This is a genomic window from Micromonospora phaseoli (genome assembly GCF_900109115.1).
GTDB classification, from domain to species: Bacteria; Actinomycetota; Actinomycetes; order Mycobacteriales; family Micromonosporaceae; genus Micromonospora; species Micromonospora phaseoli.
The window spans coordinates 592,260-605,826 of record NZ_FNYV01000001.1 but is presented as its reverse complement, the minus strand read 5'-3'; the positions used below and the strand labels follow the sequence as shown (position 1 = coordinate 605,826).

10 protein-coding genes are annotated in these 13,567 nt (G+C 69.8%); 5 read left to right on the top strand and 5 right to left on the bottom strand.

Features of this window, described 5'->3' with window-relative positions; genetic code table 11:
* Nucleotides 1–169: 169 nt before the first annotated feature.
* Together BMY89_RS02840 and BMY89_RS02835 are read left to right on the top strand one after the other, a co-directional pair.
* Nucleotides 170–541 carry a PadR family transcriptional regulator gene (locus BMY89_RS02840; RefSeq protein WP_092374295.1) on the top strand — a complete coding sequence of 124 codons (372 nt, stop codon included), beginning with the start codon at nt 170–172 and terminating at the stop codon, nt 539–541.
* Nucleotides 538–1,911 carry a permease prefix domain 1-containing protein gene (locus BMY89_RS02835; RefSeq protein ID WP_092374292.1) on the top strand — a complete coding sequence of 458 codons (1,374 nt, stop codon included), beginning with the start codon at nt 538–540 and terminating at the stop codon, nt 1,909–1,911. Before BMY89_RS02840 ends, BMY89_RS02835 begins: the two co-directional genes overlap by 4 nt.
* Nucleotides 1,912–1,932: 21 nt before the next feature.
* On the opposite strand, the gene BMY89_RS02830 is transcribed toward BMY89_RS02835, so the two are convergent.
* The 3 genes from BMY89_RS02830 to BMY89_RS02820 all read right to left on the bottom strand — a co-directional run bounded on the left by BMY89_RS02830 (nt 1,933) and on the right by BMY89_RS02820 (nt 5,703).
* Complete coding sequence (locus tag BMY89_RS02830) at nt 1,933–2,667, bottom strand: YqjF family protein (protein WP_092375460.1); 735 nt, start codon at nt 2,665–2,667, stop codon at nt 1,933–1,935.
* A 76-nt stretch (nt 2,668–2,743) separates the two neighbouring features.
* Nucleotides 2,744–4,339 carry a GGDEF domain-containing protein gene (locus BMY89_RS02825; RefSeq protein ID WP_092374289.1) on the bottom strand — a complete coding sequence of 532 codons (1,596 nt, stop codon included), beginning with the start codon at nt 4,337–4,339 and terminating at the stop codon, nt 2,744–2,746.
* Between the two features lie 161 nt (nt 4,340–4,500).
* Complete coding sequence (locus BMY89_RS02820) at nt 4,501–5,703, bottom strand: MFS transporter (RefSeq protein ID WP_092374286.1); 1,203 nt, start codon at nt 5,701–5,703, stop codon at nt 4,501–4,503.
* A gap of 401 nt (nt 5,704–6,104) precedes the next feature.
* On the opposite strand from BMY89_RS02820, the gene BMY89_RS31260 reads away from it, so the two are divergent.
* Nucleotides 6,105–6,227 (top strand): hypothetical protein, encoded by a 123-nt coding sequence (locus tag BMY89_RS31260; protein ID WP_269766838.1) that lies wholly within the window; start codon nt 6,105–6,107, stop codon nt 6,225–6,227.
* Between the two features lie 233 nt (nt 6,228–6,460).
* On the top strand, nt 6,461–7,408 hold the full coding sequence (locus tag BMY89_RS02810; RefSeq protein ID WP_092374283.1) for a TerC family protein: 948 nt from the start codon (nt 6,461–6,463) through the stop codon (nt 7,406–7,408).
* On the opposite strand, the gene BMY89_RS30235 is transcribed toward BMY89_RS02810, so the two are convergent.
* Both BMY89_RS30235 and rox read right to left on the bottom strand, forming a co-directional pair.
* Nucleotides 7,382–7,939, bottom strand: coding sequence for a hypothetical protein (locus tag BMY89_RS30235; protein ID WP_175510267.1), 558 nt, complete (start codon nt 7,937–7,939; stop codon nt 7,382–7,384). The genes BMY89_RS02810 and BMY89_RS30235 overlap by 27 nt on opposite strands.
* Before the next feature lie 65 nt (nt 7,940–8,004).
* The gene (rox, locus tag BMY89_RS02800; RefSeq protein ID WP_092374280.1) at nt 8,005–9,432 is read right to left on the bottom strand and encodes a rifampin monooxygenase; all 1,428 of its coding nucleotides are present in this window, start codon (nt 9,430–9,432) and stop codon (nt 8,005–8,007) included.
* Nucleotides 9,433–9,993: 561 nt separating this feature from the next.
* Between rox and BMY89_RS02795 the strand changes: the two genes are divergently transcribed.
* Entirely contained in the window at nt 9,994–13,365 is a 3,372-nt protein-coding gene (locus BMY89_RS02795; protein WP_170147594.1) for an endo-1,4-beta-xylanase, read from the top strand.
* Nucleotides 13,366–13,567 lie beyond the last annotated feature (202 nt).

The window sequence follows — 13,567 nt, the reverse complement described above, 5'->3', positions numbered from 1 at the left end:
GGCCACCCTCCGACACCTCAACCCTGATCCCCCACCCCGGCCTCGGCCGACTCGGTGATCGCGGCGCTCGCCGCCATCGAGTCGGCGACGAGCGCCGGTCTCTTGCGGTGCGCCAATACCTAGAACTACTATGCCTCATAGTTCTAGGTATTCGTGGTGGGAGAATCTCATGAAGGTCACCAAGGATCTCGTGGCCGCCTCGGCCACACCGATGGTGTTGGGCATTCTGGCCGACGGGGAGAGCTACGGCTACGCCATCCTCAAGCGCATCAACGAGCTGTCCGCCGGTGAGCTGGACTGGACGGAGGGGCTGCTCTACCCGCTGTTGCACCGACTCGAGCGCCTCGGACACGTCGAGTCGAGTTGGCAGACGGTCCCCGGAGAGCGGCGCCGCAAGTACTACCGCATCACCACCAGCGGTCTGGCGGAGCTCGCCGAGCAGCGCCGCCAGTGGGACACGGTGGTGAACGCGCTCAGGGAGATCTGGGTCGGCCCCGGCGACGTCCGGCGGTCGGCGATCCCGCTGGCGGATCCGGCATGACCGCGGCGGACAGCCACGACGGGCTGGAGGCCCAGTTCGCCCAGTGGCGTCAGTACGTGCAGCGCCGCCCGGAGCTCCAGCGGTCCGACACCGAGGAGCTCGAGGACCATCTGCGGGGTTCCGTCGACGAACTCGTCGCCGCCGGCCTGCGCGCCGACGAGGCGTTCCTGGTGGCCGTCAAACGCCTCGGCGGTCTGGACGACCTGTCTCGCGAGTTCGCCCGGGAGCATTCGGACCGGCTGTGGAAGCAGTTGGTGCTGACCGGCGGGGCCGACGACCCTGCGACGGACAACCGATCGCGTCGGGACCTGCTCGCGATGATCACATGTGCCGCCGGCGCGGCAGTGTCGATCAAGGTGCCGGAGCTGTTCGGGATGACGCTGGAGCAGGACGCCGCGTTCTACGGGCCCAACTTCGCCCTGTTCGCACTCCCCTGGCTGGCGGCCTTTCTGGCCTGGCGTCGTCAGGCCAGACCGGCACTGATCGGAGTGCTGGTGGCGCTCTTCGCGCTCGGCGCCGTGGCGGCCAACGTCTACCCGCTCGCGGACGACTCCCAGTCGCTGGTGCTGACCAGCATCCATCTGCCCATCGCCCTGTGGTTCGTGGTCGGGCTGGCCTACGTGGCCGACGACCTGCGCTCGTCACGCAGACGCATGGACTTCATCCGCTTCACCGGCGAATGCTTCGTCTACTTCGTCCTCATCGCCCTCGGTGGCGGTGTGCTGATCGCGTTCACGATCGGGACCTTCGAGGCGATCGGGATCGAGTCGGAGGGCTTCGTCTCGCAGTGGCTCGTCCCGTGTGGCGTGGTGGCCGCGGTGGTGGTGGCCGGCTGGCTCGTCGAGGCCAAGCAGAGCGTGGTGGAGAACATCGCCCCGGTGCTCACGCGACTGTTCACCCCCCTGTTCACCGCCGCGCTGCTGGCCTTCCTCGTCGCCCTCACCTGGACAAGCACCGGCATCAACGTCGAGCGGGAAGCGCTGATCCTCTTCGACCTGCTGCTGGTCGTGGTGCTGGGACTGCTGCTCTACTCGATCTCGGCCCGCGACCCGCTGGTCCCGCCCGGCCTGTTCGACACGCTGCAACTGGCCCTGGTGGTCAGCGCCCTCGTCATCGATGTGCTGGTACTCCGGGAGATCACCGAGCGCATCACCGAGTACGGCACCACCCCGAACAAGGCAGCAGCGCTCGGCGAGAACGTCATCCTGCTGGCCAACCTCGCCTGGTCGGCGTGGCTGATGCTGGGCTTCGTCCGTCGGCGCGCCCCCTTCGCGGCGCTCGAACGCTGGCAGACCGGCTACCTACCGGTGTACGCCGGATGGGCCTGGATCGTGGTCCTGGTCTTCCCACCGTTGTTCAACTACCTCTGAGGTGACACGGCGGCCGGCCGGTCAGCGCAGGCTGACCGGCCGGCCGAACCGGACCGGGACGCCGGGAGAGTAGAGCACGCTGGCCGGCGCGCCCACCGGCGGCGGCAGCCCGGCGGCGGTGATCAGTTCATCGTCCAGATACCGCAGTTCGGCCCGGTGCAGCAGCCAACGGGGATGCCAGTTCGGCAGGTGCAGAGTGTGCCCGTACGCCCGGGTGTGCAGTCCCCACCGGGCCGTGACGAAGTGTTCCAGCGGCGTCGGCGCGACGATCGGCTCACCCACCCGGATCTCCATCCGACTCGTCGCGCCGTCGCGGCCCGGCCAGCGCCGCCGACAGCGGTAGGCGAGGCGGTCGCCGTCGCGCTGCAGCCGCATCGCCGACCACATGTAGGGCAGCCGCAGGGTCACCCGGGCGACCAGCACTGGTACCAGCCGGGACGCGTCGAGCGAGCGGAACACCACGGCGCGACGGCCGGTGCCGTCGACCGAGTACAACCGGACGTTGGTCTCCCAGAAGCTGCCGAAGTACGGCACCGCCGGCCCGGGGCCCAGGCCCAGCCCGACCATCCGGAAGCCGATCAGCCCGACGTAGGTCACCCCGTCGAGGGTGTCCGGGCGGGTCCCGGCGGGCAGCAGCGGCATGACCGTCTCCGGCGCCACCGGCCAGTGCAGAAAGGCCAGATCCTCCCAGCGCTGCCGGAGGATCGATCGCCTGAATGCCCGCGCGGGCGCGGCGTCGACCGGCTCGATGTCCACCCGCCGATCGTGCCCGACGCGCATCATCGAGTACACCTGTGTCGGTGAAGTGTCGGTGCCGCTGCGCTCGCTCAGATCACGGTGTGGGGTGACGGCAGCTCGTCCGGTTCCCGCCCGCCCGCTTCGCGGCGTACATCGCGCCGTCGGCGTGGGCGAGCGTCTCCCCGAGTGCGTACACGGAACCGCTGGCCACCCCGACACTGACCTGCACCCGCCACGCCGGCATGTCGGCGACGGCGGTCACCGTCCGCTGGGCGACCTGCTCGGCGGCCACGGAATCGGCGCCCGGAAGGATGGCGACGAACTCGTCGCCACCCAGCCGGGCCACGAAGTCGCCCTTTCGTACGTTGGTCGTGAGCACCTGCGCGACCGCCCGCAGCACGTCGTCTCCGGTGGCGTGCCCCAGGGAGTCGTTGATGTGCTTGAACTGGTCCAGGTCGACGATCAGCACCGCGACCGACTCGCCGTCACTGGAGGTGGCGGGAGCGGTCAGGTTCCGCAGGAAGTTGTCGAGACCTCGGCGATTCGCCACCCCGGTGAGCGGGTCGACCTGCGCCGCCTGCTCGGCCTGCTCGTGCTGCCACCGCAGGACGTCGTACGACTGCATGGTCACCGCGGCATGCAGCCAGCGGTGCCGCTGGCGCCACAACAGCTCCGCGAGGGCGTCACCGTAGGTGAGGCCCGGCAAGGCGTCGCTCGACCCGTTGTTCGCCAGCAGCACCGCGTGCGTGCGGTGCAACGCCGCCGAGACCAGCCAGTCGCTGTCGGGCGACAGGTGGGTGACCGCGTCCTCGATGACGCGCAGCGCCTCGTCCGGCCGCCCCGAACGACTGAGCGCGACGGCGTGGAACGGCCGGCACAGCAGCAACTCCTGCTGCCGCTGCTCCATGCCGTGGGCCTGTAGTCGCGTGACGTACCTGGGGATGTCGGCCGCGGCACCGGCCGGGTCCTGGCGGTCGGCACGGGCGCACGCCGCGTACAGCAACGCCGAGAGCCGCCACACCTCGGCCTTGGGCCCGGAGGCCTCCGCGACCGCCCGCACCGCGTACTCCTCGGCCGCCGTGGTGTGCTTCTCCGCCTCGGCCACCTGCCCGACCTGGTACAGCTCCAACGCCCACAGGAGGTTGAGCTCCGCCAGATTGCACAGCCACATCGCCCGGTTGCCGTTGTCCGGGTACGACGCCCGACAGGTCGCCTCGTACGCGGCCTGGAACTGGGGCGCGGCCAACTCGTAGAGGCGTAGCTGGGCATACCCGATCGCGATGCCGGTGTGTGCGTTCCCCGCGATCACCGGATCGGGCTCGTCCGGCAGCAGGGCGGTCTCCGCGCTGGTCAGATCTCGTAGCACCGCCTCGATGTCGTACTCGGCGATGTCCTGGTCGCCGAGGCGCAGCCGCCGGGTGGCCCGCAGCGACAGCGCGCAGGAGCGCCAGCCGACGCTGCCCTCGCGCTCGGCGGCGGCCAGCATCAGATCGGTGGCGTCGATCGCGGCGCGCAGGTCACCCAGCCGGGTCAGGGCCACCACGCGGGCGAAGTGCATCGCCGCCGGACCACCACGGATCTCTCCGGTGGGTTCGCGAAGCGCCGACTCGGCGGTCGCCAACACCTGGGCCGCACGACCGGACTGCGCCTCCTCGAGCAGGCGCAGGGCCCGGAGGGTCACATCGTCCATGTGGTCTCCTCCGCACCGCCCAGGGAAGAACAGACCGATGCTACGCCGAAGGATTCCAATTCGAGGAGTCGCGATCGTCAGCGCCGCTTTCGCCCCCACCGACGGTGGACCCGGCTCCCAGAGATGCACGACATCCCGGCAGCCGGGTCTCCTCGTGGACGTTAGACGGCTGCTCGAACCAACGGCCGCCAGGCACAGACGGCAACGACCGCCATCATCGCGGCGGCGATCCAGAACGGCGTCGTGATGGCCCAGGTACTCGCGAGCAGGCCACCGAGGAGGGAGCCGAGCGCGGCTCCGCCCAGGTCGAGCAGCGCGTACGTGCTGCCCACCCGGCCGAGCAGGTGGGACGGCACCAGCCGCTGGCGTAGCGATGCGACGGTGACACCCCACACCATGCCGTGGACACTGAAGACGATCAGGGCCGCCGCCGCGACCCAGGGCGTCGTCGTGACCGCCAGCACCAGATGCGTGGCGACCTCGATCACCAGGCCGGTCCGCAGCACCACGGGGTTGCCGACGGCTCGGGTGAGCCGGGCCGCGATCGCCGTACCGACCAGTCCGCCAGCCGCGAAGGCGGTCAGCAGGAAGCCGTAGCCGACGGCGGACAGACCGAGCCGCTGCTGGCAGTAGAGCACGAACACCGCGAACGCGGCGCAGAAGGCGACGTTGGCCAGGCCCATGCTCACGGCCAGGGTTCGTAGCAGGTGGTGCCGCCACAGCCACCGGACGCCCTCGGCGATGTCGCCGCGCAACGACGTGCGGGGCCGGGGTTCCGGGGCCGATGTCGGCCGGATTCCCGCCAGCAGTGCCGCAGCGACGGCGAAGGTGAGGGCGTTGAGACCGAACGGCGCGGCGGCCGAGATGACGAACAACCAGGCGCCCAGCGGTTTGGCCACGAACTGGTTGCCGATGGTGAAGCTCGCGTACAGCCGGGCGTTGGCGTTCGGCAGTCTGTCGGGCGCGACAACCGACGGCAGCATGGCGCCCATCGCGGTGTCCGCGAGTGTCTCCCCGGTACCGAGCAGGAAGACCACCGCGTAGATGACGGCCACCGTGACGGTCCCGGTGGCGATGGTGCCGGCCAGCCCGGCCAGGGCGACGGCACGGGCAAGGTTGACCGCCACCACCAGACGACGCCGGTCGAGCCGGTCGACGTAGGCGCCACTGAACAGGGCGAACAGCAGCCACGGCAACTGCTGGACGAAGGCGGCTCCGGCGACCAGGGCCGGGTCACGACTGATGGAGGCGACCAACAGCGGACCGGCCGCCATGGTGACACCGTCACCGACGTTGGACACGGCCGAAGCCGTCCACAGTTTGGCGAAGTCCGCGCCAAGACGCGCGGATACAAGGGCACGCAAAATAGCTCCTCGAGCCAGGAGGGAAACGGTCGTCGTAGGACCGCTCCGCGGCGAGGAGCACCGCACCGCCGGGACGAACCCGGCGGTTCACCAGGTCAGCGCGCGGTGAGCACTCGCGGCGAAGCGGCGACCGTGACCATGTCGAGGCGCATCTCAACTCCTGCCCGTAGACCAGCGTCGGGCGGAGCATAGACCTGGATGCCTCCGAATGGTGACTGCCTCACGCGCGGTCGAGCTGAGAGAGTGGCGCCGGACACGGCGCGGCGCTCGCGCTCGCCGGAGCCGACCAACTCGGCGCCGCCCTGCAGCGGCACAACGACGACATCCCGGCGGCACTGACCGAGTGGGAGTCGGCACTACGCCCGGAGGCCGTCAAACGGCAGGCGCTCGCGCGTCGAGGGATGCTCCAGTACGCGCCCCCCAGCCAACTGCACGTGTGGCTGAGCGACCTGAGCATCCGGGCGATCACGCTTCCGGGTATCCGTGGCCTGGTCCGTCGGGGCATCGAGCGCGCGAACCGGTGAGGGCGGCGCGCCGCCGGGACCATGACGCAACCACTTGACGAGCGAAGTGCACTTCGTGAATACTCTTACGCAGTTCGAGGGGGAGTACCCAGAGCGTCACGCGCCGCCGTCAGTACGGAACCTGGCCGATCCGGGATCCCGGTGGGGCAGCCACCGGTCGCGGTGGCCCGGGGAGACCTTCGACCAGCAATGCCAACCCCGCACCGGGTTCGGCTGGTCGAAAGGGTGCTGTTGTGGCTGTCTCCTGGTGGGTCTGGGCCGCGCTGCTGCTGGCGATCGCGGCGATGCTGGCCGTCGACCTGTTCCTGCACCGCGACAACCACGTCATCGGCTTCCGCGAGGCCGCGATCTGGTCCGGCATCTGGATCGCCGCCGGCCTGCTGTTCGGCGTGCTCCTCTGGGCCTGGCAGGGCGGCGACGTCGCCGCCACCTACTACGCCGGCTACCTGATCGAAAAGGCGCTGTCGGTCGACAACGTCTTCGTCTTCGCGCTCATCTTCAGCTACTTCGCCGTCCCCGCCGCCCTGCAGCACAAGGTGCTGTTCTGGGGCGTCATCGGCGCACTGGTGTTCCGGCTGGTATTCATCTTCGTCGGCGTCGGACTACTGGAGACCTTCTTCTGGACCGCGTACCTGTTCGGCGCGTTCCTGATCTACACCGGTTACCAGATGGCCTTCCGGCACGGCGCGCAGACCCCGCCCGACCGCAACCCCGTCGTCCGGCTGGTGCGCCGGGTCATCCCCACCGACGCCAACTATCACGGCGACCGGTTCTTCACCCGCGTCCGCGGCAAACGGGTCGCCACCCTGCTGTTCGTCGTCCTCGTCGCCGTCGAGGCGACCGACCTGATCTTCGCCATCGACTCCGTCGCCGCGGTCCTGGCCATCACCACCAGCACGTTCATCGTCTGGACCGCGAACGCGTTCGCCATCCTCGGCCTGCGCAGCCTCTACTTCTGCCTCGCCGGGCTGCTCCGCCGCTTCATACACCTGCACTACGGCCTGGCCGTCCTGCTCGCCTTCGCCGGCGTCAAGCTCATCCTCTCCGAAACCCCGGTCGGCAAGCTCCCCATCCCGGTGACCCTCGGCGTCATCGTCGGCACCATCACCGTGTCGATCGTCTGGAGCCTGCGCAGCAGCCGGGAGCCGTCGTCGTCAGTCGCGGGTCAGTCCGGGCGGTAGAGCGTCTTCGTCCGGCCCCACGGGCCGGGCGTTGACCAGCGGATTGCGGTGCAGTGCGGCGATCAGGGCGGTGGTGCCGCCGATATCGGTCCAGGTGTCGTCCCAGAGGGCGGAGACGAGCCAGGAGCGGTCTGCCGGGAAGAACAGATCGGGCAGTGCTCCTGCCTCGCCGCCCATGTGACCGGCACGCCAACTGAGGGCCTGGTCGGGCCCGGCTTCGACCAGCACGTAGGACCAGTCCCAGTAGAGGGACAGCCTCGGGGCGTCGGGGAAGACGATGTCGTGGGCGCCGGTGTCGAGATAGCCCAGCCACCAGGGCTGGTCAGCGGTGTGCTCGACGAGTTCGCCGACCATGGCGCGCTCGTGGGCCGCGAGGCTGACGGCGTCGGGCGGATGGCAGGTGGCGTAGGCGTCGAACACCGGCGGGATCGCCGTGGTGATCGAGAGCCCGAGCGTGGTCTGGCCGGCGAGCCAGGAGACGTCGCTGGCGGTGCCGATCCGCCAGCTCCGCCCGTCCCTGGTGACGTCCATGAGCCCATCCAATCCGACCCGTCAACCGGATGGCGACCGACGGCCGAACCGACCGACGGCTGCCCTCAGCTGCGGGCGGCGCCGAACCACCTGGGCAGGTGACCGATCAGATCCTGCTGGTCATCACCGACCCACGCCACGTGGCCGTCCGGCCGCAGCAGCACCGCGGGCACCTCCAGTTCCTCGCTGACGTCGACGACATGGTCGACCCGGTCCGCCCAGCCGGTGACCGAGAGCCGGCCGGTCTGGTCGAGCAGCAGGCCCCGGCCGCCCCGGGTCAGCTCGTAGAGACGCGCCCGCTTCAGCCGTATGTCCCGCAGCCGCCGGCCGAGCAGCTCGTGGCCCGCACCGAAGTCGTAGCGGACCCCGATCGCGGTGATCTTCTCGGTCAGGTACCGGTTCACGTCCTCGAAGTTCATCAGCTCCGATATCAGCCGGCGTACCGACTGGGGTCCTGGCTCCGGCGACAGCAGCTCCATCTGCGCGCGGGTGTTCTCCAGCACGTCGGCGGCGACCGGATGCCGTTCGGTGTGGTAGCTGTCCAGCAGCCCCTCCGGGGCCCAGCCGTTGACCTCGGCGGCCAGTTTCCAGCCGAGGTTGAACGCGTCCTGGATGCCGAGGTTGAGGCCCTGACCGCCGGTTGGCGGGTGGATGTGCGCCGCGTCGCCGGCCAGCAGCACCCGGCCGCTGCGATAGCGCTCGGCAAGCCGGGTGGCGTCGCCGAAGCGGGAGAGCCAGCGTGGTGAGTGCACGCCGAAGTCGGTGCCGGCGTACGCCCGCAGCTGCTGTTTGAACTCGTCCAGAGTAGGCGGGACCGTACGGTCCTCGGCCACCCCCTCGGCGGGTACGACGACCCGGTACATCCCATCCCCGACCGGCCCGGCGCCGAACCGGAGCTGGGTCGTGCGGACCTCGGCCACCACGGCGGCCAGCGTCTCCGGCGGCATGGTCACCTCCATCTCGCCCAGCAGCGTCTCGACCCGGGTGGGCTCGCCGGGGAAGCCGACGCCGAGCAGCCTGCGCACCGTGCTGCGGCCGCCGTCGCAGCCGACGAGGTAGCGCGAGCGCAGCGTCGTGCCGTCGGCCAACTCGACGGTCACGCCGCCGTCGTCCTGACCGAGCCCGACCAGCTCGCAGCCGCGTCGGATCTCGACGCCGACCTCGATGGCGTGCTCGTTCAGCAGTCGGTCGGTGACGGTCTGCGGGATGCCGAGGACGTACGGATGCGCGGTGTCCAGCCGCTCCGGTGAGCGCTTGGCGATGCCGGCGAAGAAGCCACCGACCGGATACTGCTGGCCCAGCGCGAGGAACCGCTCCAGCAGACCGCGCTGGTCCATCACCTCCACGCTGCGCGCGTGCAGGCCGAGCGCACGGACGTACCTGGCTGGCGCGGTCTCCTTCTCCAACACGAGCGGCTGCACGCCGTGCAGCCGCAACTCGCTGGCCAGCATCAGGCCCGTCGGCCCACCGCCGGCAATGATCACGTCAGTCATGAGAACCCCAATTCCTCAAGCTGCGGGTCAACCAGTTGCGCAGCGCAATTCGGTGACCATTCACAACCCGCGAGACGCACTGTCCGACAACCGCTCGCGTAGTTGGCTGACCGGCGATTTCCGCAGGTCCTGGCTTCGGCTGGAGATTCTGCGGCATGACCCCGGCCTTGCCGCAAGGCCCCCGATGCGCTATATGTTGGAAGTGGCCACAACGGTCTGATCAGGCCGTCGATGCGCACTCTCCTTCCGCACCTGTCGAGCGGCCCGTTCGCGCTGTCGCGCAAGTCGCTGCACCCGCCAGACGCTGCACCCGCCGGACGCTGGCCGCGATCCATCCGGGCCATCAGCTCGACAGGTTTCGTACCCCGGCACCAAACCACCGGTACCCCGGCCACCGGCCACGCCGCTGACGTGCCGTCATCGCCCCGGCGTCTACCGGTAATTTCCGGAAGTCCTGGCCACAGCGGAACCCCCGGCATAGCATGCACGCGCTTGGATCCCTCCGGGAACCGAGGTCAGGCACACCCCCACCACCATCCAATTCGCGTAAAGGGACCACCGATGCGCCTCTGGAACCTCTCCCATCGATCACGACTCCGGTCGCGGACCCTCGCGGCACTTTGTTCGACCGCGCTCATCGCGGCCATCGCCGCAGCGCCCGCCCCGGCCGCCGCCGCGGAGGTCGTCCTCTCCAACGACTTCGAGTCCGGTTCATACGCCCCGTGGGGACCACGCGGTGACGTGACCCTGGCCATCACCGACGAGGGCCACGAGAGCGACAACAGCCTGTCGGTCACCGGCCGCACGGCGAACTGGCAGGGCCCGGCGACGAGCGCGACCGCGCTGTTCGAAACCGGTACGCCGTACTCGGTCACCGCCTGGGTGAAGCTGCCGGCCGGCACCGAGGGCACCGCCGGCGTGCACTTCACCGTCGAGGCGACCCCGGCCGACGGTGGCGACAACACCTACACCTGGATCGGCGGCAACGTCCCCACCACCGCGGACGGCTGGGTGCAGATCGGCGGCGACTACACGCTGCCCGCGGGGCTCAGCGCCGCCACCCTCTACGTCGAGGCGGAGGGGAGCACTCCGTTCCTGCTCGACGACGTCCTGATCACCGCGCCGGACGGCGGCGGGGGCGGACCGGAGCCCGGCACGGTCGTGATCGACACGGACTTCGAGGACGGCCTGGACGGCTGGGGCCCACGCGACGGCGGCCCGGGTGCCCCGAGCGTCGCGCTCACCGACGTCGCGCACGGCGGTGTTTCCGCGGCGCTGGTCACCGACCGGGTCAACCAGGGCGCCGGCCTGGGCCGTGACGTGACCGGCCTGTTCGAGGCGGGTGTGAGCTACGAGTTCAGTGCCTGGCTGCGGTTCGCCGAGGGCCAGCCGAGCGACCAGATCTGGCTCAGCCTGGCCAGCACCACCGGCGACAGCCAGTCGTTCAGCACTCTCGCCCAGTTCGAGACGGTCACCAACACCGGATGGACGGAGGTGACCGCCCGGTTCACCATGCCGGCCGCCGACAGCGCGTTCCTCTACTTCGAGACCCGCTGGCAGGGTGCGGACGTACCCGGCAACACCAGCGACTTCCTCGCCGACGACATCGTCGTACGGGTGCCCGAGCCTCCGGTCATCGAGGACCTCACCGGCATCCACGAGACCACCGACTTCCCCGTCGGCGTGGCGATCGACAGCCGGGAGACGGTCGGTGGGGCGGCCGAGCTGCTCACCCGGCACTTCAACCAGATCACCCCGGAAAACCACATGAAGCCCGAGGCCTGGTACGACGACGAGGGCAACTTCCGCCCGCACGAGCAGGCACTCGCCATGATGGACTTCGCCCGGGACAACGACCTGCGCGTCTACGGCCACGTGCTGGTCTGGCACAGCCAGACCCCGGCCTGGTTCTTCCAGGACTCGTCCGGCGAGCCGCTGACCACGTCCGCGGCAGACCAGCAGCTGCTGCGCGACCGGCTGCGTACCCACATCTTCGACGTCGCCGAATCGCTGAGCGAGCGGTACGGGCCGTTCGGCTCCGCCACCAACCCGCTGTACGCGTTCGACGCGGTCAACGAGGTGGTCAGCGACAGCGGCGAGTACGCCGACGGCCTGCGCCGCAGCGAGTGGTACCGGATTCTCGGCGAGACCTTCATCGACCTGACCTTCGAGTACGCGGACGAGGCGTTCAACGACGTCCACGCGGTCGAGGGCAGCGACCCGGTCACCCTGTTCATCAACGACTACAACACCGAGCAGAGTGGCAAGCAGGCCCGCTACCGGGCGCTCGTCGATCGGCTGCTCGCGCGCGGCGTGCCGGTGCACGGCGTGGGCCACCAGTTCCACGTCTCGTTGGCGATGCCGGTCAGCAGCCTGGAGACCGCGCTGGAGACGTTCGCGGAGCTGCCGGTGACCCAGGCCGTCACCGAACTCGACGTCACCACGGGTACCCCGGTGAGCCAGGCGAACCTGATCGAGCAGGGCTACTACTACCGGGACGCCTTCCGGATCTTCCGGGCGTACAGCGACGATCTGCTGGCCGTCACGGTCTGGGGCCTCACCGACGGTCGCTCGTGGCGGTCCGGCAACGGTGCGCCGCTGCTCTTCGACGACAACCTGCGGGCCAAGCCCGCCTACTACGGGGCGGTCGACGGTGAGCTGCCGGCACGGCTGCGTACCGCCAATGTCTTCGCCGGTGACGTGCCCCTCACCGACGACGCTCCGACGGACCTGACCTGGCGCAAGCTCCCGCTGCACCCGGTGGAGGAGACGGCACGGTTCCAGCTGCGCTGGGCGCCGGACCACTTGACCGCGTACGTCACGGTCACCGACGCCACGGTCTCCGACGACGACCGGGTCAGCTTCGTGGTGGGCGACGAGACGTACCAGGTCTCCCGCGACGGCACCGGTGACGTGCCGGCCGTGGCGGCCCAGCGGGACGGCGGCTACCACCTGGTCGCCCACCTGCCGCTGACCGGTGCCGCCCAGGGCGACACGCTCACCCTCGACGTGCGGGTCAGCGACAACGGCGTGACCTCCGGCTGGAACACCCCGGGGGCCCTCGGCACCCTCACCCTGGTGGAGGAGCTGTCGTACCTGGAGGTACGCCAGGTCGCCACCGGGCCGGTCATCGACGGCACGGTGGACGGCGTCTGGGCCCAGGCGGGCGCGGTGACCACGGACAAGGAGGTCTCCGGCACCGACGGTGCGACCGCGAAGGTCCGCACGCTCTGGCGCGACCAGACGCTCTACGTGCTGGCCGAGGTCACCGACCCGGTGGTGGACGTCTCCGGTTCCGACCCGTGGACCCAGGACTCGGTCGAGATCTACGTCGACGCCGGTAACGCCAAGAACGGTTCCTACCGCTACGACGACACCCAGATCCGGATCAGCGCCGACAACGTCGTCTCGTTCGGTACGGGCGACGAGGCGTTCCAGGCGGGCCGGTTGGCGAGCGCCGTCGTCCGTACCGATACGGGGTACACCGTCGAGGCGGCGATCAGCCTGCTCGAATACGGTGGCCTCGACACGTTCCACGGCCTGGACTTCCAGGTCAACGACGCGTCGGACGGCGCTCGTACGGCGATCCGCAACTGGGCTGAGCCGAACGGTGTGGGCTACCAGACCACCGCCCGGTGGGGGGTCGGCCGGCTGGTGGCCGGCTCCAATGTGGAGGTCGTCCTGACCAGGATCGCCCGGTGGAACTCCGACAGCGGCGGCGGCTACTGCGCCACCATCACCGCCACCAACAACAGCGACAAGGCAGTCAAGTGGTCCGCCGTCGTCGACCTCGAAGGCGACATCTACAACGCCTGGAACTTCGAACGGAAGCGGCTGTCCGACGGCAGCTACCGGATCAGTGGCGTGGACTGGAACCGGACCCTGGCGGCGGGCGCCAGCACCTTCAGCATCGGGTACTGCGCCAACCTGTGAGGCCCGGCGCCTGACGCCGAGCCGGCGAAGTCCGGCGCGGCCGAGCCGGTGAGGTAGGTCGGTGGCGGCCACCGCCCATTACGGGCGGTGGCCGCCACCGTGCGTTGCCACCTCGGCCAGGGTTGTCACTTCTCGACCACTTAACATCGACACTCTTGCATGCATCGATCGCCTCGGGTAAGAAGACTTAACACTCGTTAAG

Excerpts from the sequence above, each read along its gene's own strand:
- BMY89_RS02840 (WP_092374295.1), top strand. The coding sequence starts at position 170 with ATGAAGGTCACCAAGGATCTCGTGGCCGCCTCGGCCACACCGATGGTG.
- BMY89_RS02835 (WP_092374292.1), top strand. The coding sequence starts at position 538 with ATGACCGCGGCGGACAGCCACGACGGGCTGGAGGCCCAGTTCGCCCAG.
- BMY89_RS02825 (WP_092374289.1), bottom strand. The coding sequence starts at position 4,339 with ATGGACGATGTGACCCTCCGGGCCCTGCGCCTGCTCGAGGAGGCGCAG.
- BMY89_RS31260 (WP_269766838.1), top strand. The coding sequence starts at position 6,105 with ATGCTCCAGTACGCGCCCCCCAGCCAACTGCACGTGTGGCTGAGCGAC.
- BMY89_RS30235 (WP_175510267.1), bottom strand. The coding sequence starts at position 7,939 with ATGGACGTCACCAGGGACGGGCGGAGCTGGCGGATCGGCACCGCCAGC.
- rox (WP_092374280.1), bottom strand. The coding sequence starts at position 9,432 with ATGACTGACGTGATCATTGCCGGCGGTGGGCCGACGGGCCTGATGCTG.
- BMY89_RS02795 (WP_170147594.1), top strand. The coding sequence starts at position 9,994 with ATGCGCCTCTGGAACCTCTCCCATCGATCACGACTCCGGTCGCGGACC.